Annotated in this window: 23 protein-coding genes; 15 read left to right on the top strand and 8 right to left on the bottom strand. The window is 58.4% G+C overall.

All coding sequences use genetic code 11. The features are described 5' to 3' along the window. Window positions 1-203: 203 nt before the first annotated feature. Both SD70_RS12905 and SD70_RS12900 read left to right on the top strand, forming a co-directional pair. Window positions 204-1,457 carry a DNA polymerase IV gene (locus SD70_RS12905; RefSeq protein WP_041047976.1) on the top strand — a complete coding sequence of 418 codons (1,254 nt, stop codon included), beginning with the start codon at window positions 204-206 and terminating at the stop codon, window positions 1,455-1,457. Beyond that, window positions 1,454-1,924 (top strand): hypothetical protein, encoded by a 471-nt coding sequence (locus SD70_RS12900; protein ID WP_041047975.1) that lies wholly within the window; start codon window positions 1,454-1,456, stop codon window positions 1,922-1,924. The genes SD70_RS12905 and SD70_RS12900 overlap by 4 nt, the downstream gene beginning before the upstream one ends. A 104-nt stretch (window positions 1,925-2,028) precedes the next feature. On the opposite strand, the gene SD70_RS12895 is transcribed toward SD70_RS12900, so the two are convergent. From SD70_RS12895 to SD70_RS12885, 3 genes are read right to left on the bottom strand one after another with little or no spacing between them, the layout of a single operon-like run. Then, window positions 2,029-3,591 carry a DUF3369 domain-containing protein gene (locus SD70_RS12895; protein WP_041047974.1) on the bottom strand — a complete coding sequence of 521 codons (1,563 nt, stop codon included), beginning with the start codon at window positions 3,589-3,591 and terminating at the stop codon, window positions 2,029-2,031. Further along, entirely contained in the window at window positions 3,584-5,110 is a 1,527-nt protein-coding gene (locus tag SD70_RS34840) for a sensor histidine kinase (RefSeq protein ID WP_156158004.1), read from the bottom strand. The genes SD70_RS12895 and SD70_RS34840 overlap by 8 nt, the downstream gene beginning before the upstream one ends. A gap of 19 nt (window positions 5,111-5,129) precedes the next feature. Further along, on the bottom strand, window positions 5,130-5,516 hold the full coding sequence (locus SD70_RS12885) for a hypothetical protein (RefSeq protein ID WP_156158003.1): 387 nt from the start codon (window positions 5,514-5,516) through the stop codon (window positions 5,130-5,132). Between the two features lie 233 nt (window positions 5,517-5,749). On the opposite strand from SD70_RS12885, the gene SD70_RS12880 reads away from it, so the two are divergent. Further along, window positions 5,750-6,994, top strand: a complete 1,245-nt coding sequence (locus SD70_RS12880) for a S1C family serine protease (RefSeq protein ID WP_231571192.1) — start codon at window positions 5,750-5,752, stop codon at window positions 6,992-6,994. Window positions 6,995-7,204: 210 nt separating this feature from the next. On the opposite strand, the gene SD70_RS39780 is transcribed toward SD70_RS12880, so the two are convergent. Both SD70_RS39780 and SD70_RS39775 read right to left on the bottom strand, forming a co-directional pair. Beyond that, complete coding sequence (locus SD70_RS39780; protein WP_331436774.1) at window positions 7,205-7,669, bottom strand: substrate-binding domain-containing protein; 465 nt, start codon at window positions 7,667-7,669, stop codon at window positions 7,205-7,207. Beyond that, the gene (locus SD70_RS39775; RefSeq protein WP_331436773.1) at window positions 7,666-8,214 is read right to left on the bottom strand and encodes a LacI family DNA-binding transcriptional regulator; all 549 of its coding nucleotides are present in this window, start codon (window positions 8,212-8,214) and stop codon (window positions 7,666-7,668) included. The genes SD70_RS39780 and SD70_RS39775 overlap by 4 nt, the downstream gene beginning before the upstream one ends. A gap of 141 nt (window positions 8,215-8,355) precedes the next feature. On the opposite strand from SD70_RS39775, the gene SD70_RS12870 reads away from it, so the two are divergent. From SD70_RS12870 to SD70_RS12850, 6 genes are read left to right on the top strand one after another with little or no spacing between them, the layout of a single operon-like run. Continuing rightward, a complete protein-coding gene (locus SD70_RS12870; RefSeq protein WP_041048028.1) occupies window positions 8,356-8,691 on the top strand; it encodes a UxaA family hydrolase in 336 nt (111 codons plus the stop codon). Then, window positions 8,688-9,869, top strand: coding sequence for a UxaA family hydrolase (locus tag SD70_RS12865; protein ID WP_041047972.1), 1,182 nt, complete (start codon window positions 8,688-8,690; stop codon window positions 9,867-9,869). Before SD70_RS12870 ends, SD70_RS12865 begins: the two co-directional genes overlap by 4 nt. A gap of 34 nt (window positions 9,870-9,903) precedes the next feature. Further along, complete coding sequence (locus SD70_RS37980) at window positions 9,904-10,044, top strand: hypothetical protein (RefSeq protein WP_231571191.1); 141 nt, start codon at window positions 9,904-9,906, stop codon at window positions 10,042-10,044. Beyond that, window positions 10,017-11,027: a Gfo/Idh/MocA family protein gene (locus SD70_RS12860; protein WP_231571190.1), complete on the top strand. Its 1,011-nt coding sequence runs from the start codon at window positions 10,017-10,019 to the stop codon at window positions 11,025-11,027. Before SD70_RS37980 ends, SD70_RS12860 begins: the two co-directional genes overlap by 28 nt. Before the next feature lie 6 nt (window positions 11,028-11,033). Further along, window positions 11,034-11,462, top strand: coding sequence for an L-fucose mutarotase (gene fucU / locus SD70_RS12855; protein WP_041047971.1), 429 nt, complete (start codon window positions 11,034-11,036; stop codon window positions 11,460-11,462). Continuing rightward, complete coding sequence (locus tag SD70_RS12850; RefSeq protein ID WP_041047970.1) at window positions 11,459-12,319, top strand: amidohydrolase family protein; 861 nt, start codon at window positions 11,459-11,461, stop codon at window positions 12,317-12,319. Before fucU ends, SD70_RS12850 begins: the two co-directional genes overlap by 4 nt. On the opposite strand, the gene SD70_RS12845 is transcribed toward SD70_RS12850, so the two are convergent. Next, the gene (locus SD70_RS12845) at window positions 12,294-12,767 is read right to left on the bottom strand and encodes a hypothetical protein (RefSeq protein WP_052487372.1); all 474 of its coding nucleotides are present in this window, start codon (window positions 12,765-12,767) and stop codon (window positions 12,294-12,296) included. The genes SD70_RS12850 and SD70_RS12845 overlap by 26 nt on opposite strands. Before the next feature lie 330 nt (window positions 12,768-13,097). Here SD70_RS12845 and SD70_RS12840 point away from each other — a divergent pair, with 330 nt between their 5' ends. Further along, entirely contained in the window at window positions 13,098-13,961 is an 864-nt protein-coding gene (locus SD70_RS12840) for an SDR family oxidoreductase (protein WP_041047969.1), read from the top strand. Window positions 13,962-14,024: 63 nt separating this feature from the next. Here the strand turns inward: SD70_RS12840 and SD70_RS36905 are convergent, their stop codons facing one another. Further along, complete coding sequence (locus SD70_RS36905) at window positions 14,025-14,495, bottom strand: MarR family winged helix-turn-helix transcriptional regulator (RefSeq protein ID WP_052487371.1); 471 nt, start codon at window positions 14,493-14,495, stop codon at window positions 14,025-14,027. A 442-nt stretch (window positions 14,496-14,937) separates the two neighbouring features. On the opposite strand from SD70_RS36905, the gene erm reads away from it, so the two are divergent. From erm to SD70_RS39230, 5 genes are all read left to right on the top strand, one after another. Next, a complete protein-coding gene (gene erm, locus SD70_RS12830) occupies window positions 14,938-15,759 on the top strand; it encodes a 23S ribosomal RNA methyltransferase Erm (protein WP_041047968.1) in 822 nt (273 codons plus the stop codon). 453 nt (window positions 15,760-16,212) lie between these two features. Further along, window positions 16,213-16,866, top strand: coding sequence for a Bax inhibitor-1/YccA family protein (locus SD70_RS12825; RefSeq protein WP_041047967.1), 654 nt, complete (start codon window positions 16,213-16,215; stop codon window positions 16,864-16,866). 181 nt (window positions 16,867-17,047) lie between these two features. Next, window positions 17,048-17,299: a YqzE family protein gene (locus SD70_RS12820; protein WP_052487370.1), complete on the top strand. Its 252-nt coding sequence runs from the start codon at window positions 17,048-17,050 to the stop codon at window positions 17,297-17,299. A gap of 69 nt (window positions 17,300-17,368) precedes the next feature. Beyond that, window positions 17,369-17,914 (top strand): CpsB/CapC family capsule biosynthesis tyrosine phosphatase, encoded by a 546-nt coding sequence (locus SD70_RS12815; RefSeq protein WP_052487369.1) that lies wholly within the window; start codon window positions 17,369-17,371, stop codon window positions 17,912-17,914. Then, window positions 17,818-18,066 (top strand): CpsB/CapC family capsule biosynthesis tyrosine phosphatase, encoded by a 249-nt coding sequence (locus SD70_RS39230; RefSeq protein ID WP_269432462.1) that lies wholly within the window; start codon window positions 17,818-17,820, stop codon window positions 18,064-18,066. Before SD70_RS12815 ends, SD70_RS39230 begins: the two co-directional genes overlap by 97 nt. A 489-nt stretch (window positions 18,067-18,555) precedes the next feature. On the opposite strand, the gene SD70_RS12810 is transcribed toward SD70_RS39230, so the two are convergent. Next, entirely contained in the window at window positions 18,556-19,131 is a 576-nt protein-coding gene (locus SD70_RS12810; protein WP_052487368.1) for a hypothetical protein, read from the bottom strand. Between the last annotated feature and the right edge of the window lie 317 nt (window positions 19,132-19,448).

Below are 19,448 nucleotides of genomic sequence, written 5' to 3'. Positions count from 1 at the left end.
ATTGCCTCCCTAAAATAATGAACCCGTCTTGTACTAGAAATGCATTTATTGAGAAAAACGTACGGGGCAAATCAACCTCGACGCAAACATTTTTTTAAAAGTTAAAATTACCATAAATTTACCCACTTGAAACGCGAATATTTGTTCGGTATTCTTGATATACTGATGTGCGAACAAATATTCGCGTTTGTGGGGTGGATTTTGTGGATCGCGTGATTTTGCTTGTTGACGGACAGTCATTTTATGCATCGATTGAAAAAGCAGCGCACCCGGAATTACGTGATAAGCCCGTTGCAGTCGGCGATCCCGACAGAAAATCGGGCATCATTCTTGCAGCCTGTCCGATCGCCAAGAAGCGCGGCGTCACTACGGCGGAACGGGTGGGGGAAGCTCTCGCAAAATGCCCGGACCTGAACGTGATTCGTCCGCGGATGCAAACGTACATTTCCGTATCCCTTTTGCTTACCGAAATATTTGAGTCCATAACAGACCAGGTCGAACCATATAGTGTTGACGAACAATTTCTCGACGTAACCGGCTCCATTCATGATCATGGCTCGCCGGAGGAGATCGCGCGCGAAATCCAGACGAAAATAAAGCTGTCGACAGGCGTATGGTCCCGGGTTGGGATCGGACCGACGAAAACGCTCGCGAAGATGGCTACCGATAATTTCGCCAAAAAGAGATCCGATGGGATCTACGAGCTGACTTTTCAAAACATCGAGTCCACTTTGTGGACTTTGCCGATTCATCAAATGTTCATGGTCGGGAATCGGATGACTTATCACTTCATGAGCATGGGATTACGCACGATCGGAGACATTGCCCGCCTCGACCTGGCCGATTTCAAGCGGCGGATGCGGCACCGGATGGGAAAGCAAAGCGACATCCAGGCGGAGTACTACTGGCAGACCGCGCGCGGCATCGATCCGAGTCCCGTTGTCCCGTCGATAAGAGGGGCGCTCAAGTCGATCAGCCACGGCAAAGCGCTCCGAGCGAGTCTATACCGTAAATTGGAGGACATCAAAGTAGTTTTGCTTGAACTCGTCATCGAGGTGTGCCGCCGGGCCCGGCGGCTTGGACAACAGGGGCGAGTCGTTTCAGTCGGCGCTGCGGAAACCGACGGGGAGAGGACGTTCTGGTTCGGCCGGCAGATGACGCTCCCGCAACCGACTTCGCTTACCCGCGAAGTCGAAGCGGCTGCACACAAGCTTTTTGTTGCGCATTGGCGCGGATATCCGTTGAGCCGTCTCTTTATATCTTTGACACAGCTATCGGAGGATAGCGCATATCAACTTACACTTTTTGAGGACCGGCCAAAAACGTATGCGCTCGAACGGACCGTAGATAAGATCAAGGATGTGTATGGAGATGCCGCGATCATGCGGGCATCCTCTTTGTTGGACTCCGGGGTGGCACGAGAAAGGGCAACGCAGATAGGGGGACACTACAAGTGAGCAAACTCGATGGAAATGAAAGGTGGAAGTCGAAAATGCTGCTTACCGAACATCAAGAGCAGTACGAAGCGCGAAATAACCCCAAAAAGCAAGGGCACCCAACGCCCGAGGAACTTACGATGGTTAGAGATTACGTTTTGCTGCCCCACATGCTGACGATGATCCAGAAAAGCATAGACGATATTCGGAACACGCCTAACCTTCTGAACAGACTTTATATGACAGCTGCTCAAGTGCTGATGAATAAAATCAGCCAAGACATGTACGACCTCAAACGCGAGTTAAGCAGGCGGAATATAAAAGTCCTCAACGATGAGCAGATTGATCTGGTCGTTTACTATAATTACAGCTGCCGCGGCTATAAGGAACGATTCGCCATTGTCCGAGAAGTAGCGAGGGCGGAGATAAGCGTGCGCCTAACGCAATATTTGGAAGAACTGTCCAAACTGATGAAGAGTTATCGTTAAAGAGGCGCTGGGCAGCGCCAACTTCTTGCTGATCGAGCCGGAGAAGCGCGAAAAGCCGATACCCCGCCCGCGCAAGCGGGAGGAGATCGGCGGAAGGACTTCGGCTAGAACGTTTTCGCGTCCGAATACCGTTCCCGGATGCTCAAAAACTCCGGCAAGTTTCGCAGAAAAATGTCGACCAGATCAGGGTCGAAGTGTTGTCCGCTCTCTTTTTTAATAAAGTCCACGATCTCTTCGAGCGGCCAAGCTTTTTTGTACACTCTGTCGCTGCCGAGCGCGTCGAATACGTCCGCCAGCGCCGCAATGCGGCCGTAAATATGGATTTGCCCGCCGGCCAACCCTTTCGGGTAGCCCTGCCCGTTATATTTCTCGTGATGCTGGTGGGCGATAATGGCCGCCGCCTTAATGATTTTGCGGTCGGAATGGTTCAGCATGGCATAGCCGATATTCGTATGGGTCCGGATAATGTCGAACTCTTCGGCCGTCAATTGGCCGGGCTTGGTCAAGATCGCGTCGGGGATGGCCACCTTGCCGACATCGTGCATCGAGGAGGCGAGCCGGATCAGCTCCGCCTCTTCTTCGGGCAGCCCGTACTTCAGCGCGAGCAGCTTGGAATATTCCGCGACCCGCTTGACGTGGTAGCCCGTTTCCTTCGACCGGGTTTCGACAATTTCGCCCAAGGTGAAAATAATTTCTTTTTGCGTATGCTCGACTTCTTCGTTCAAATAAATGTTTTCGAACGCGACGGATACGTTGGAGCAGTAAATTTCGATCAAGTACCGGTTCCATTCGTTCAGCTTGCTTCCGCCTTCGAAATAAATGACGTTCTCCATGCCGGTCTTGCTCTGGAAATAGCACACGAAATGGTTGTCGAAGAAGTTGCTTTTCTTTTCCCGGAACGCTTCTTCGATCGTTCTCAGCACGTGCGGGGGCACGATGTCCTGGATTTTTTCGTTCCCGCCCACCGAATAGTCGCCCGTCGCGGCGAGCACGTAGATTTCTTCCTGCCCTTTAGCTACGGCAAAGCTGTTGCAATGGAGCGCGTTTTTGTGCAGGTTCAAAATCGAAGTCAGCTGCGTCAGGACGCCGGAAGCGAACTTTTTCATCGATTGCAGCTCGAACAGCGCCGCCGACGATTTGATAATGCGCTCCAGCCCGATCTTGTTGTTCTCGATGACGATAATGTCGCGGTACGAGCGCAAAGCGGCCATCATGGTCGTAAACAGCTTCTGCGTCGTCAGCTCCGTCTTCTCTTTGTAATCGTTAATGTCGTAATTCGAGATCACAAGCCGCTCCGGCGCTTGTCCCGGCTGTCCGGTGCGCAAAATGATGCGGACTGCGTTGTATTTTAGCTGCTCGCGTATGTATTTCACGATTTTCAAACCGGAATCGTCGCGGTCCATGACGACGTCCAGCAAGACGATGGCCGTGTCCGGATGGTCGGCAATCAAGCGGTACGCTTCCTGCTCCGAATAAGCGCTCACAAACTCCAGCCGCTTGCCATCAAATTCGAAATCGTTTAACACCATCTTGGTCAAGTGATGAACTTCCTGTTCATCGTCCACGATGATCACTTTCCATTTTTCCGTCTCTTGCCGGTTCTCGTCTACGCTGCCTTGATCTTCAGCGGCAAATGTAAGCAGATCCTCTTGACCGTCGTTAACCATGCTGTGCTCCTTCACGAATAGGAATTTGAATAATAAACGCCGTGCCTGCGCCGACCTCGCTTTCGCAGCGAATCGTTCCGCCCAGCGACTGCGTGACGAGATTGTAGACGATATGCATGCCGAGGCCTGTTCCGCCGCCGCCGCGATTCGTCGTGAAGAACGGGTCGAAAATATGCTTCACGACTTCCGGCGGCATGCCTTTGCCGTCATCGGCGTAAGTGATCGTCAGCTCGCTTTCGTGCTGCGCAATGTCGATTGAAATATGACCTTCGTCGCCTTCGTCATAGGCGTGAATCAGCGAATTCATAATGAAATTGGTCACGATTTGCGACACCGCGCCCGGGTCGCTGAATATGTCGATGCCGCTTCCGCCGCGAACCGTGACCTGATGCTTCGTCTTTTTCAGGTTCGGCTGCAGGCTGATCAGCACTTCCTGAATATACTCCTTGATGTTAAACATGCGCTTCGTTTCGACCGACCGGTCGACGGCGACTTGCTTGAAGCTTTTGACCAGCTCCGATGCCCGCATCAGATTCGTCTGAATCATGCCCGTCGTCTCGCGGACGGTTTTCAAATAGTCGTCCAGATCGGACCGCTTCATGCGGTTTTCTTGGTACAAGGCGGCGAATTCCTTCGATTTCTCGTCCAGGAACGACGCGGCGGTGACGCCGATGCCGAGAGGGGTGTTGATTTCATGGGAGACGCCGGCTACCAAATTGCCGAGCGCGACCATTTTTTCCGATTCCACGAGCTGCTTCTGCGTTTGCTGAATCGTTTTGACCGCTTGCTGCAATTCGTTGTAGCGCCCGTCCAGGTTGTGCACCATGTCGTTGAACGCCGCCGCTACCTCGATGATTTCCTGGCTGCCGGTCAGCCGGATATCTCTGTATCTCAGCCCTTGCTTGACGGAGATGGCCGCTTCCCGGATTTTCATGAGCGGGCGGATGAGCAGCTTGCGGATAATGAGCCACAGCGTAATGACCAGGAGCAAGGTGATCGCAAGCCCGGCGGCGATGATCAATTGGGTTCGTTTCTGGATCAGCTCCGTATTGGCGGACGTGTTGACGGTCAATTCGATAGCCCCGACCGTAGCCCCGTCCTCTTTGAGGGGGGCGGTCAGCCGGACTTTGGGAATGTCGTCCTTGCCGCTTACGCTGTGGGAGACAAGCTTCAGATCGTTTTGCAGCGTCGGCGAGAGCTCCGGCGGTGTCGGCTTGCCGATAAGGCTGCGGTCGGTCGACGCCAAAATGTGCTGCTTGCCGTAGAGCGTAAGCTGCAGCACATTTTCGTTCTTATATTGAATGTAATCAAAAATTTGCTGCACGTCTTGAATGGCGTGGGATTCTTCGTATCTGCCGTTGATGGCGGTCGTAATGCCGTCGAGCTGGCTGACGTACGCTTCTTCCACCGACCTGCGCAAGCTGTAGGAGTCGAACGAAACGAGGGCCGCCATCATCAGGACGGTAACCACCGTGACAAGGATGACGATTCTGTTTTGCAAGCTTAAAGTACGAGGCACGGCCGGTCTCCTGTAAACGTTATTTGATGTCGAAATTGATCGTCTTGTTCACATCGTACGGCGTATGGTCGTTGTTATGGAGCGATACTTTCAAAACGTGGGGGCCCGGAACGAGGTCCTTGAACACTTGCTCCTCCTGCGTCACTCCGATTTTTTCCCCGTTGTCCAAGTACATATGGATATGTCCCTCTCCGTCTTTGCGCGCTTCCCCGTAATGTTTCGCAGAAATGGTCATGTCGGTCGTCACTCTCACCGTGACCTGACGGCCCGAGATGTCCAGCTTCACGTCAAGACTCGGCTTGTGATGGTGCTCCTGCCCGGAACCGGCAGGGGAAACGGCCGGATTTGCGCTGCCGCACGCGGTTAAGAGCAAGCAGCCCAGCAATAACAAGGACATTCGTTTCATAGCTTCACCTCGGGTGATTAGGAATTTCGCACGAGCAGATAGGAAAATAATTCTACAACGAATCCGGGATTCCTTCTTGCAATGTCGAAATGTGCTGTCATATTAACATTTTTTACAAGCCTTCAGCGAACTTTCAGTTTGTTTTTATGTTCCCGTCAGGTGAGCCTAAGGCCAGCTTAATGTTAAGGGGCTATATTGCAATTGTAACGAACAACGGAAAGGTGGAGATTGCGATGAAACAACCGTTCAAGCTTCAAGGGCAATCGTTCAGAACGGCGTTTGCGGCGTTCATGTCCGGGGCGCTTATTGTGGGAAGCTTGATGTTCGCTTCCGATAAACTCAATTTATTTACCGGCGGAGTTCAGCCGCTTGTCGCAGGCACTGCCGCGGCAGCCGGCACGAGCGCGAACGGGGGAGTGCAGACCGCTTCCTACAGCGCTTCCGGACCGGGCACCATATCCGAAATCGCCAAGGCGGCCAGCCCGGCTGTCGTCAAAATCGAAACGAAAACGAAGGCTTCGGGCAGCGGCAGCAATTCGCTGTACAACAGCCCGTTCTTCCGGCAGTTTATGGGCGATGGCGGGAGCGGCCAGCCGCAGCAGGACGGCAGCGGCGGCTTGCAGGAAAGCGGCCTCGGCTCCGGGTTTATTTTCGACTCGTCCGGGTACATTTTGACTAACGAGCACGTTATCGATGGCGCGGACGAAATCGACGTGTACGTGCAAGGCTACGACAAGCCGTTCCAGGCCAAGCTGCTCGGCAGCAGCTACGATCTGGACCTTGCCGTACTCAAAATCGAAGGGGACAAGGCGTTCCCGTCTCTGGCGATCGGCAATTCGGACGACGCCCAGGTCGGCGACTGGGTCGTGGCGATCGGCAATCCGTACGATTTCGATTATACGGTGACGGCCGGCGTGCTGAGCGCCAAAGACCGCCCGATCAGCATCGACGACACTGAGGGCACCCGCAACTACAAGCATTTGCTCCAAACCGATACGGCGATCAACCCGGGCAACTCCGGAGGTCCGCTGCTGAACATGAACGGCGAAGTGATCGGCATTAATACGGCCGTCAACGCGGAAGCGCAGGGTATCGGCTTCGCGATTCCGACGAGCACGATCAGCTCCGTTCTGGACAATTTGAAAACGGGCAAGACGATTCCGAAGGAACCGGCGCCGTATATCGGCGTAAGCGTACAAGACGTTACCTCCGATATGCTTGGCGATTTGCAGCTGAAAAGCACGGACGGCGCCCTCGTCGCCGCCGTGCAGCGGCAAACGCCCGCTTTTGCGGCAGGCATCCGCCAATATGACGTCATTACCGCCGTGAACGGCAAGCAGGTCGCAAGCGCGGACGAGCTGACGAAACAAATTCAGGCGGCCAAAGTCGGAGACGAGCTGACGATTACGATTTCGCGGGGCGGCCAGACGCAAAATGTCAGCGTCAAGGTCGGGGATAAGAACGCAGCATCGAACTGACAACATGATACGAGGCAAAAACGAGGCCCCCTTCCGATTTGCGAAGGGGGCCTCGTCTGCGTCAACGTGCCGCTTGCGGGAACGCCTTAGATGCCGGTGACTTCGCAGCACGGCAGCCAGTTGCCCTTGGCGGCGAAGCGAGCGGATCGGGCGCGAGGCAAGGCAGCGGGGGCGGAGGTCGCGGTGCGTTCCGCGGCAAAGCCGAAGCCGCTACCGCACAAGAGCCTTCGCCGAGCTGCGCACGATGAGCTCGGACGGCAAAATGACCGTGCGCCGCTCCGCATCCGGGCCGGCTGCGATCCGTTCGACGAGCAGCTGCACGCCGAGCGCCCCGAACTGGTAAGCCGGCTGGGCGGCGACGGTAAGGAACGGATCGAGCTCCGAGGCGAGCCCGAGGTCGTCGAAGCAGACGACGGATATGTCGTCCGGCACGCGCAAACCGCGGCGCCTGAGGGTGCGGATGATGCCGACGGCGAGAAAGTTGTTGGCGGCGAACACGGCTGTCGGCGGCGAGTCCAGGTGCAGCAAGCGGTCAAGCGCTTCGTCGTCATGAAAGTCGCGATAATTGACGTGAAGCATAAGCTCTTCGTCGACCGGCACGCCGGCCAGCCTGAGCGCTTCGCTGTAGCCTTGCTGGCGCAGCCGCGCCGTGGAGACGTCCGGCGAGCCGTTCACGAGCGCGATGCGGCGGTGTCCGAGCGCGAGCAGGTGATCGACGAGGCGGCGCGCCCCTTCCTGCTGTCGCCGAGGACGAGATCGGATTCGATGCCCGGCACCTCGCGGTCGAGCGCGACGAACGGAATGCGGTGCTGGCGCAGCCGCTGCAAATGCGCAAGCGAGCCGTCGCCCGCGGGGGCGAACAGCACGCCGTCGACGCGCGTCGCGACGATCGTCTCGACGTAGTCGTTTTCCTTGTCGTAATCTTCATCGCTGTTGCCCAGCAGCATTTTGTAGCCGTACTTGTGGGCGGTGTCTTCCGCGCCGCGGGCGAGCGTCGTGTAGAACGGGTTCGTGATGTCGGTAATGAGCAGCGACAGCGTCATCGTCTTCTGCAGCACGAGACTGCGCGCCGTCGAATTGGGAACATAGTGCAGCTCGGCCATCACCTGCTTCACGCGCTTGCGCGTCGCCTCGCTGATTTTGCCCGTGTTATTGATAACCCTGGAGACGGTCATGGCGGACACGTTCGCCCTTTTCGCAATGTCGTAGATCGTGATCAACGGCTGTCACCTTTTCCCGAAAATCGTTATGTCTATTGTAGGAAACAAACCGATTGACAGCAAGTGGCTTCCTTGATAAGGTAAGGTTACCGATAACACAATTTTACTCAGTTCGATTCAGGAAGGGAGCTTTTGAACGTTATGGCACATCAATTCGAGGCGGGGGCCGACGCGCTCGTCATGGACGCGCGCGACCACGTGGCGACGGCGCTGCGCGACATCGCCGCCGGCGAAACGATCCGCTACTTGCGCGGCGGATCGTTGGAAACGGTTACACTTCTGGACCCGGTTCCGTTCGGGCACAAGGTCTCTATCGCGGCGATCGACGCCGGCTCCGAAGTCCGCAAATACGGCGAAGTGATCGGCCGCTCGACCGCCGCTATCGAGCGCGGACGGCACGTGCATGTGCACAACATCGAAGGCATCCGCGGCCGCGGCGACATGGCGCAAACGAAAAAGGAAGGTGCATCCGCATGACCACAGCTACCGCAACCGGAACTACGTTCCTCGGCTATCAACGGCCTAACGGCGATATCGGCATCCGCAATCATTTGCTGCTTATTCCTACCGTCATTTGCGCCAATCAGGTCGTCTCCCGCATCGCCCAGCTCGTGCCGGGCACGGTGCCGATTCCGCACCAGCACGGCTGCTCCCAGATCGGCGCCGACAAAGACCGCACGTTCGATGTGCTGGCCGGCACCGGCCGCAATCCGAACGTCGGCGGCGTCATTATCGTTTCGCTCGGCTGCGAGGTCGTCGATCCGGCGGCGCTCGCGGAAGCGATCAAGGTTACCGGTAAACCTGTCGTCGCTTTCGACATTCAGAGCGTCGGCGGCTCCGTGAAGGCGATCCAGCACGGCGTGGAGCTGGCAAAAAAGATGCAGGCCGAGCTGGAGCGCGAGCCGAAAGTGCCGGTCCCGCTCAGCAAGCTGAAAGTCGGCGTCAAATGCGGCGGCTCGGACGCAACGAGCGGGCTCGCCTCGAACCCGGCGCTCGGCGCGGCGGCCGACGCTCTCATCGGCGCAGGCGGCGGCATCGTCATCGGCGAGACGACGGAAATTATCGGCGCCGAGCACGTGCTGGCCGAGCGGTGCGTGACGCCGGAAACGAAGGCGCAGCTGTACCACATCGTCGACCGCTTCGAGAAAGAAGTCGAACGGATGGGCGCCGATATGCGCGGCGGCAATCCGAGCCCGGGCAACATCGCCGGCGGCCTGTCGACGATCGAGGAAAAGTCGCTCGGCTGCATTAGCAAGTGCGGCACCGCGCCGATTCGCGGCGTCATCGAATACGCCGAGCCGATTCCGGAAGGCGGGCTCTATTTTATGGATTCCCCGGGCAACGATATCGAGTGCGTCTCCGGCATGGCGGCGGGCGGCGCGCACATCGTCTGCTTCACGACGGGGCGGGGAACGCCGACCGGTTCGGCCGTCATCCCGGTTATTAAGATCACGGCCAACAAACGCACGTACACGAACATGGAAGACAATATGGACGTCGACGTCAGCGACATGCTGACCGGAACGCTTAGTCTCGAGGAAGCGGGGGACCGCATCTGGCAAGAAATTCGCGAGGTGGCGGAAGGCAAGCTGACGAAGGCGGAGTTTCTCGGCCATCAGGAATTCAGCATCAACCGCATCGGACCGAGCCTGTAACCGGACGAAAACCGAGAAGGAGGGGAGCAGCACCATGGAGCATAACGGAGCGAACTGGCTCGACCTCGACTACCGGCCGGCGCTGCCGCAAGACCGGACGATCGGCATCGGCATCGTCGCGCCGGCGAAATCGTCGAGGCGTGCCACTTGCCGGCGTACCGGATGGGCGGCCTGAACGTCGTCGGCATTTATGACGTGAACCGAGAGAAGGCGGCGGCGCTCGCCGCCAAATTCGGCATCGGCAAAGTGTACGGCTCGTTTGACGAGCTGCTTGCCGATCCAGCCGTGCGCGTCGCCGATTTCGCCGTGCCGGCGAAAGTGCAGCCGCAGCTGGCGGTCCAGGCGGCCGCGGCGGGCAAGCACATGCTGTGCCAGAAGCCGCTGGCCGAACATTATGAGGATGCGGTCCGGATCGCGGAGGCGTGCGCGGAGGCGGGCGTGAAAGCCGCCGTCAACCAGCAGATGCGCTGGTCGCCGGGCATTCGCGCCAGCCATACGATCATCCGGCGCGGCTGGCTCGGCGAGCTGCTGCAGGCGACGATTGCCGTGAACGTGAAGCAGGAATTTGCGAACTGGACGTGGCTGCGCGACATGCCGACGCTCGAGTTCATGTACCACAGCATTCATTACATCGACGCGATCCGCTTCCTGTTCGGCGATCCGGAATACATATACGCCGACGGGGCGCGCTTCCCCGGCCAGCAGTGCGTCGGCGAAACGCGGACGCTGCTGCATATGAGGTTTCCCGGCGAAGCGCGCGGGCTCATCCACGACAACCATAACCATATCGCCGGCGAGGACGACTGGTACGCGACGTTCCGGTTCGAAGGGACCGAGGGCATCGTCAAAGGGACGAACGGCTCGCTGTACAACTATCCGACCGGGCGCGAAGATACGCTCAGCTATTACTCGAAACGGATCGATCCCGATTACTGGTTTACGCCGCGATTGCACGGCAAATGGTTTCCGCACGCTTTCATGGGCACGATGGGCGAGCTGCTGCGGGCGATCGAGGAGGAGCGGGAGCCGGAGAACAGCGTCGCCGACAACCTGAAGACGCTGCAAATCGTGTTCGGAGCCTACTTGTCGATGAGCGAAAATCGTCCGGTCGCGTTGCAGGAAATCGCGTCCGGAGCCGTCGCTGTGAAAGGAGCATAACGTACGATGTTAAAAGGGATTCCGACGATCATTTCCCCCGAGCTGCTAAAAACGTTGATGGAGATGGGCCACGGCGATACGATCGTGCTCGCCGACGGCAACTTCCCGGCTGCCTCGTGCGCGCGGCGGCTCGTCCGCGCTGACGGTCATGGTGTCACGGCTTTGCTGGACGCCATTCTGGAGCTGTTTCCGCTTGACACCTATGTCGCCGAGCCCGTGGGCCTCATGCAAGTCGTGCCGGGCGATCCGACGGTGCCGACGATCTGGGACGAGTACAGAGCCGTCATCGCGCGCCACGAAGGAGAGGGCGCGGGCATCGAAATGATCGAGCGATTCGAGTTCTACGAGCGGGCGAAACGAGCCTATGCGGTCGTGGCTACAGGCGAGACGGCAACGTACGCCAACGTTATCCTCACGAAAGGAGTTATCAAGTGAGGATCGACGCCCACCAGCATTATTGGCGGCTCGACCGCGGCGATTACGGCTGGCTGACGCCGGACGCCGGCATATTGTACCGCGATTACGGCCCGTCCGACCTCGCGCCGCATTTGCGCAGCCGCGGCATCGGCGCTACGGTCGCCGTGCAGGCGGCGCCGACGGTTGCGGAGACCGAATACTTGCTGACGCTTTGCGCCGGCGAGCCTACGCTCGCCGGCGTCGTCGGCTGGGTCGATCCGGAAGCGGACGACTTCGAGGCGACGCTTGTCCGCTTGAAGCGGTCGCCGTATTTTCTCGGCATCCGGCCGATGCTGCAAGATCTCGAAGACGACGCCTATATCGTGCGTCCGAAAGTGCTCGAATCGCTGCGCACGCTCGTCCGCCACGACTTGGCGCTCGATCTGCTCGTCCGCCCGCGCCAGCTTCCGCATGCGGCCGCGATGCTCGCCGCGGTGCCCGGCCTGCGCGCCGTCGTCGACCATATCGCCAAGCCCGATATCGCCGCCGGCATAACCGAGCCGTGGCGCTCGGACCTGGCCGCCGTCGCCGCTTATCCGAACGTGTATTGCAAGCTGTCCGGAATGGTGACGGAAGCCGATCACCGCGCGTGGCGGCGCGAGCATCTCGAGCCTTATATCCGCGAAGTATGCCGGCTGTTCGGGCCGCAGCGCGTCATGTTCGGCAGCGATTGGCCCGTCTGCCTGCTCGCCGCCTCGTACGACGAAGTGGCGGCAGCGCTCGAGGCGTCGCTGCCGCCGGAGTGGACAGAGGCGGATAGGGCGGCCGTATTCGGCGCGAATGCGGCTGCCTTTTACCGGATTGGCAACTCTAAACTTCCTGAAGTTGCCTCCTGATTCGGCATGAAAAGCTGCCTCTTTGCAGGGGGCAGTCACCGTTATTCGTGAAAACGATCCCGGATACGGAATCCGCGCTCGGCTGCGGGATCGGCTCCGCCGGCCTCGCCGGGCGGAACGCTTCCAGCAGCTCGGTGCCGCACTTGGCGCAAATGCGCGCTTCGCGAATGCCGCGCCCGCATTTTTCGCACGGATAAGTCAAGTTCGGATAGAACTTCGTCGACAGCTTGCGCTCTTCCTTGATAAACTTCATAATTACGTCCATCGGCACGCCCGTCGCTTGCTGCAGCTGTTCGGTCGTCGCCTTGTCATGCCTCAGCAAGTAGCTTTCGCACACCTCCAGCATGTCGTCCATCTGTTTCATGCAGTTCGGGCACAAATTCCGCAAATTTTTATTGAAAATCGCCCCGCATCTCGGGCAATTGTCCACTGTCAAGCCTGGCATCATCGTAATCCCCCGCCTTTGTCCGCTCGATCGGGTTCTACGATGAACGTCCGACCACCTTATTAGTCCTATTGTACTATGCGGCGAACCGATAAGAAAGTGTTTAGCACCTGTTTTAAGAAAAATTAGGGTGCCAGTTCAGCTGAAGGCAGCAGGTTGATATAGGTCTTTTTGCCTATTTCCCGAAAGCGGTGTCCATCATGCCTAAGCTTGCGGCGGCAACGATTTGCCTGCAGGCCTGTCTCTCCGGCGCTGCAAAACTGTATAATGAAACAAGCAAAGCTCACGTCGCCGCATTTCGTGGGCGAGTGGAGAAAGGTGGACATGAGTCGCATGCAGCAGGGGATAGCATCCGCGATGGCTACTGAGCGGCCCGTCGCGATCGTGACCGGCGCGTCAAGCGGCTTCGGCCTAGGCGCCAGCATCGCTTTGGCGCGGCACGGGTATCTCGTAATCGCCACGATGCGCGATACGGGGAAAAAGGGGCCGCTGCTCGAGCAGTCCGAGCGGCTCGGCATCGCCGAAAGGGTCGTGTGCTGCGAGCTGGACGTGACGAACGAAGCGCGCGCCACCAGTCTCGCGGCGCAAGCTGCCGAGGGCTACGGGCGCATCGATGTGCTGCTCAACAACGCGGGCTTCGCCGTCGCCGGGTTCGTCGAGGACATCGGCATGGACGCATGGCGGCGGCAGTTCGAGACGAATTTGTTCGGCGCGGTCGCCATGACGAAGGCGGTGCTCCCGGCTATGCGCGCAAGGAGAAGCGGGCGCATCATCAACATCGGCAGCGTTAGCGGCCGGTTCGGCTTCCCGGCGATGGGGCCGTATGCCGCTTCCAAATTTGCGCTCGAAGGCTTCAGCGAATCGCTGCGGCTGGAACTGCTGCCGTTCGGCGTATACGTATCGCTGATCGAGCCGGGGGCGTACAAGACGAACATTTGGAACACCGGCAGCTTCTCGATGCCGCCGGATTCGCCTTACGGGCGGCAAGCGCAGGCGATGCTGCGGGAAATGAGGCGGACGGCCGACACTGCCGGCGATCCGGACGAAGTGGTGCAGCGGATCGTACGGATCGCCACGTCGAAAAAACCGCCAAAGCTGCGCTATCCGGTCGGCCGCGGCGTGCGGCGCAATATGGCGCTGAAAGCGCTGCTGCCGTGGAGCTGGATCGAGCTGGCCGTCAGCAAACTGCTGAAATAGCGCAAAAATGGCTCCGGCCGCAGCTAGTAAGCGGCCGGAGCCATTTTGCTCATCCGGTTGCGGTTATTCCTCTTTCAAACGGTGGCGCACTTTGCCAAGCAGCTCCGCAAGCGTTTGCCGCTCGGAATCGGTCAAGACGCCGAGCATCGATTCCGCGACGCCGTCCACTTGCCGAAAATAATTCGTTGCCGCTTCCAGCGACTTGTCCGTAGCGGAGATCAGAAAGCTGCGCCGGTCGCCCGCGTCGAGCGTGCGCGTTATGAAGCCGTGCTCCTCGAGCTTGTCGAGCACGCGCGTCAGCGTGCTGAGCGAAATGCCCGGCAAGCGCGCGGCGATGTCCTTTACCGGCATCGTGCCGTGCTCCGCCAAGGCAAGCACGAGCGCGAAATCTTGCGCCGACATTTTGCCCGCGTCAAGCTGTTCGGAGCAGCGCAGCCGGTTCGTGTCGGCGCACTGCTTCATTCGTTTGGTCATCAATATAATGAATTCGCGGACGGTTCCGACGTGATCGCGATGGTCGCCGAAAGAAGCCATTCGAAGTCGCCTCGCTTTAAAGGTAGTCATGGATGGTCGCGCGCTCGCTATCGTGCGCGATATGTTCATCATGAGTATAGCCACCGTCGCCGGCAGTGTCAACGAAGAGGGGCTGCCGCAGCGTCGCCCGTGTCTATGCTTTGATTGTAAAAAGCTGCCGCAAGCAGTAAAATAAACATGTTTACAGTAATGGGAAAAATCCCCTGTGAATGATAGGAACGGAGGGTTACGTATGGGTGTAGTAAATCGCAATACCCGATTTGTACGCTTGCGCCACAACATGGTTAGCGCTGAGTTGCGCTGCCTGTGTGCAAGGCAATCGGGAGCGGTTTGCCCATTTGGCGATAACCCTATGTAGCCATGGGCATTCATCCCTACCGATTGCTGGCAACACAGGCTGCGGCCTGTGTTTTTTTATTTGCCAAGCAACGGAGGGATTCCTATGCAAAGACGGCATCAGCGGGCGGAGAAGGCGCCTTTTTCCGGCCAGCATTTGCTGCACAATAAACGAATCATCAGAGACATGATTGCCATCGCCGAGGTAACTGGCGCGGACACGGTTCTCGATATCGGAGCCGGCAAAGGGGCGATCACCATGCCTCTGGCGGAAATTGCCGGCAAAGTTGTGGCCATCGAGAACGACCGGCAATTTGCGGATGTGCTTAGAGCGAAGTCGGATTGTTATCCGAACGTCGTCATTATTCAAAAAGACTTTCTACAAACCCGTATGCCGAGAGAACCGTTTTGCGTCGTAGCCAACATCCCGTACGCTATCACCACGCCCATTTTGGAAAAGCTGCTTTGCCCGGTAGCGAACGGTTTTCAAAAAGGGGTGCTGATGATCGAAAAAGGCGCGGCTAAACGATTTACGGCTCGTCCAACAGCCGATCCGCGCATTTTGGCCTGGAAGATGTGGCACGAGCTGGAGTTCGTAGCCGGCGTGTCCAGAAATCATTTCGCCACGCCGCCCCGCGTAGACTCGGCTCTGGTTCGCATCAGGAGGAAAGCAAGCCCCGCAATTCGGAATGCGGATTATTACAGGTTTAGAGCGTTGGCTGAGTTCGGCTTGCAGTATCCGGTACGGCCGATGGCCGAAGCGTTAAGAGCCGTTTTCACCCCTCCGCAAATCAAACATTTGGCCAGAAATCTGGGCGTTGATCGGCTGACGCCTATCGGCACTTTGCAGGAACGCCAATGGGCGGACGTGTTTCATACGATGATCCGGTACGTAGAACCGCACCGCTGGCCCGCATCCGGAAAATAGGGCTGCGCAACGGGTTGGAAATGAACCTCCGGCCTCCGTTAAAGCCGCGTTCCTTTCATCATCCCAGGCGGATGGAGCGCGGCATGAAAAGCAGCCTTTCCGGTTGCCCAAGAAAGGCGGAGCGGAGGGTGGAAATGTGGGTCAGAGCGTAGCGCCGCCTTTGAAATCGTGTTTCAACCCCACATTCGAGTTCATTGGAACACCAGTGTGGGCGATGCCGGAGACCCGCATTTCCAATCCGCAGTGCATCCATACTTTCTAAGGCAGCCTGCGTCTTCCGGTTCATTTCCGCCCTTCGCTCCGCATTTATTACGATAGCGGGAGGGAGTTTCGCCGTTTCCGATAAGCTATCGTTGAAAGCGTTGCAGAGAATGGGGTACAATGAGGATAAGCAAGAAGCAAAAAAAATCATCACATACAGACCCTACTATGGCATAAGGAGTGAAAGTGATTATGCAAAGAACGATTACGGTTTCGGGGGCGGGCACGTTCGCACACGTGCTGCAGACGTTCGCGCTGTCGCTGCTCGTCTCGTTCCTCGGCATGCTGGTCGGGGCCATGATCGTGCCGGCTTCGCTCGTGCCGCTGTTCATCGTCGCCGAAGTGGTGATGCTGATCGCGGCGGTCGTCATCCGGCTGCGCGGCCGAAGCATCGGGTACACGTTCCTGTACGCGTTCACGGCGGTTTCCGGCGTGACGCTGTATCCCGTCATTATGGCGTACGGCAGCCAATTGGGGGCGAACGTCGTCTCCGGCGCGTTTCTGGCGACCGCCGTCATTTTCGGCGGGCTGGCCTTTTACGCCCACCGCTCGCAGCGCGACTTCAGCTTCCTCGGCGGTTTTCTCGTCGCCGCGACGCTCGGCCTTTTGCTGATGGGGCTGCTCAATTTGTTCCTGCATTTCGGCTCGGCGGTTTCGTTCGTCTGGTCGGCGGTTGGCGTTCTCGTCTTCAGCGGCTGGGTATTGTACGACGTCGCTCAATACCGCGACGGCGTCGATCCGGCCGACGTGCCGCTTGCGGCGCTGAACATTTACCTCGATTTCATCAACCTGTTCCTGTACATTTTGCGCTTCATCGCTTCGATTCTCGGAGCGAACCGCAACTAAGCGCGGAATACGGCAAAATGACCCCGGCGCACATTGGCGCCGGGGTCATTTTGCTGAAGGGCACTTTGGCGTGCGTTTTTGCGGTGTTGCAGCTCAAGCAGGACGGAGGCCGGCAACGGAACGGTTGCGTTTAAAACCATGTTCGGGCGGCAACAATGGGGGAGGGAAGGGGGCCCGCGGCATGGCCAAAAGCGATGAACTGATCAAATACATTACGCAGCGCGTCGTCACGTATATGGACACGCCGCCCGACGAGCGGCGCCGCACCAGGGAGAGCGTCAAAGTGCGGCGCGGCCGCTGGGACGTGCGCTGGTTCGGCATGCTGCCGCTGGCGGCGGCGATGTGGCTGCGCGGCTTGCGCGGCATATGGCGCAGCCTGCGCCGTCTTCGTGCCGCAGGCAGCGGCGGACACGACGACGAATCTATCCGATAGGATGTTCGCTTGCACCACAATCTGGTAGTATGATCATATCGGCTTTGACACGGGAGAGGAGCTGCCGACATGATCGATATACACTGCCACATTTTATGGGGATTGGACGACGGCGCGGCCGATATGGCCGAAGCGCTGGAGATGGCGCGCATCGCTTATGCGGACGGAGTGCGCTGTATTGTGGCGACGCCTCATTTTACGAACGATTGGCTCAATGTGCGGGACGTCGTTGAGCGGAAAGTGCGGGAGCTGCAGCGGGCGCTTGACGAAGCCGGCATTGCCGTGACGGTCCGGGCAGGCAACGAGGTGCGGCTCGAGAGCGAAGATTTCGTCACCCGCCATGCCGAGCGGGAGCAATTCGGCTATTTGGACGAGGGAAAACGATTCGTGCTGCTCGAACAGCGCTGGGTAGAGTACGAGCCGGCGTCATCGAAGCTGGTTAAGTGGTTCAAGGGGCGCGGCACGACGCCGATTATCGCACATCCGGAGCGGCATGCCTTTTCCGCGACGATCCGTCGCTGCTTGCGGCGCTTACCGACCTCGGCGCCTGGACGCAAGTATCGGTCGACAGCCTGCTGGGCAAAAACGGGGAAGAGGCGCGAGCGTTCGCTCTGAAGCTGCTGCAGGACGACCGGCTGCATACGCTGGCCACCGACGCCCATAACGTGCGGCGCAAGCCGAATTTGGCGGAAGGCTTTCGCTTCGTTCGCGAGCACGCCGGAGCGGCGCGGGCGGACGCGATTGCGGGGCGGATGGCGGAGATTTGAAGCGAATTTTAGCGCACTGCGCAGAGCATTACGGTGATCTCGCCGCCAAAAATACAGCGAAAGCGGACGGGGAGCTACGGAACGCGATATTGGGGTTGGACGATAAAGCATCGATAAAGCTTCGATAAAGCGCTATAAACGGTTAGCGGAAATATGTTCCGTTATTGCTCTATTTCCCGAGTATTTACCAAATTTAGCGGAACGAGAGAGCGTTATTTGCCTATTTTATGCGACAATCTTTCTTTTTCGGTACGTATAACTGAACTGCGTTCCTTTAAGATTGGGCCGGTGCCCCTCTATCCGCGGAATAGCGGAACACCGTTCCTTTAAGGCCAACGAGAAAAGCGGCGCCGCGAGAATCCCCAATCAAGGATACGCAATTATTGTTAGCCCCCCCATAAAAAAGCGGAAAAGCTTCCGAGCGTACGCTCGCCGACGGCGGGCATACGCCGGAAGCTTTTCCAATCTATGAGGAAGAGGAGAACAAACTTAGGGGTAAAATCGTCCGGCGCCTTTCAGTTCGGCGTAACGGATGTAGCGCGGTCCGTCCTGGTCGACAGCCAAATACGATTCGGCCGGGCCGCTCCAAACGTGGTAGCCGGTCACGGCAAGCGGTACGGTCACTTTGCCGCCGTACAGTTCGGCAACGTAGACGAGCCGTTGTTTGCCGCCTGTCAGCGCCTGACTCACTTCGTCGAACGCGGCCAACTGCAGCGGCTTGCCCGTTACCCACGAGATGCGCTCGTACGGATCGAAGGCGGGGAGCTGCAGCTTGGCAGCGACAGCCGGCGCTTCGGAGCCGTTAGAGGCGGCGGACTGGGCGGAATCGGCCCCGCTATGCTCCTGCTTCAGCAGAAGCTCGCTTAGCGGCAGAGCCTCGCCGGTTTTGGCGTCGAGATATGCCGTCGCAGCGCCGGTGTTCAGCTTCCATAGCGCGTGCAGCGGCCCGGCATACAGCCGTTCCGCGCGGCCGGCATGCTCGTTTATAAAATCCGCGAAAGATAAGGAAGAGGGAATAAGTTCCTGCTGTACCGCTGAGCGGTACAGGGTGGCAAGGCTGAACAAAGGATGCGGGCCGGTGCCGTATTCGGTCAGTTTGAACGTGCCGTCGGGGGCCGGCCGTGACTATCATATAGCCGACTTCTTTGCCGTCCCGGGTAAGCAGCACGACGTAGCCGTGGAGCCCCGGCCCGAGCGGATAGCTCGTCCAGCTCGCGCCGCGCCACGCCTCGAAGCCGCTCTCGCGGGCGAGAATCTGGCGCCAGCGCTCGATAGCCGCATCGAGCTCGCCGCTTAGCCGCCGCGTTCAGCTGCGGCGGCGCCAAAGCCGGCGCGCGGCCGTGCCGCCGCCGGGCACAGCGGCGCGGCGGCAGGGCCGCGCC

The organism is Gordoniibacillus kamchatkensis (genome assembly GCF_000829455.1).
Lineage (GTDB): Bacteria > Bacillota > Bacilli > Paenibacillales > NBRC-103111 > Gordoniibacillus > Gordoniibacillus kamchatkensis.
Note: the sequence above shows the minus strand (reverse complement) of the source record. Positions and strands in the feature narration are given on the sequence as shown.

Bases quoted from the DNA above. Each gene is read 5' to 3' on its own strand.
- SD70_RS12895 (WP_041047974.1), bottom strand. From the start codon at position 3,591: ATGGTTAACGACGGTCAAGAGGATCTGCTTACATTTGCCGCTGAAGAT.
- SD70_RS12885 (WP_156158003.1), bottom strand. From the start codon at position 5,516: ATGAAACGAATGTCCTTGTTATTGCTGGGCTGCTTGCTCTTAACCGCG.
- SD70_RS12880 (WP_231571192.1), top strand. From the start codon at position 5,750: ATGAAACAACCGTTCAAGCTTCAAGGGCAATCGTTCAGAACGGCGTTT.
- SD70_RS12870 (WP_041048028.1), top strand. From the start codon at position 8,356: ATGGCACATCAATTCGAGGCGGGGGCCGACGCGCTCGTCATGGACGCG.
- SD70_RS12865 (WP_041047972.1), top strand. From the start codon at position 8,688: ATGACCACAGCTACCGCAACCGGAACTACGTTCCTCGGCTATCAACGG.
- SD70_RS37980 (WP_231571191.1), top strand. From the start codon at position 9,904: ATGGAGCATAACGGAGCGAACTGGCTCGACCTCGACTACCGGCCGGCG.
- fucU (WP_041047971.1), top strand. From the start codon at position 11,034: ATGTTAAAAGGGATTCCGACGATCATTTCCCCCGAGCTGCTAAAAACG.
- SD70_RS12845 (WP_052487372.1), bottom strand. From the start codon at position 12,767: ATGATGCCAGGCTTGACAGTGGACAATTGCCCGAGATGCGGGGCGATT.
- SD70_RS12840 (WP_041047969.1), top strand. From the start codon at position 13,098: ATGCAGCAGGGGATAGCATCCGCGATGGCTACTGAGCGGCCCGTCGCG.
- SD70_RS36905 (WP_052487371.1), bottom strand. From the start codon at position 14,495: ATGGCTTCTTTCGGCGACCATCGCGATCACGTCGGAACCGTCCGCGAA.
- erm (WP_041047968.1), top strand. From the start codon at position 14,938: ATGCAAAGACGGCATCAGCGGGCGGAGAAGGCGCCTTTTTCCGGCCAG.
- SD70_RS12825 (WP_041047967.1), top strand. From the start codon at position 16,213: ATGCAAAGAACGATTACGGTTTCGGGGGCGGGCACGTTCGCACACGTG.
- SD70_RS12820 (WP_052487370.1), top strand. From the start codon at position 17,048: ATGGCCAAAAGCGATGAACTGATCAAATACATTACGCAGCGCGTCGTC.
- SD70_RS12815 (WP_052487369.1), top strand. From the start codon at position 17,369: ATGATCGATATACACTGCCACATTTTATGGGGATTGGACGACGGCGCG.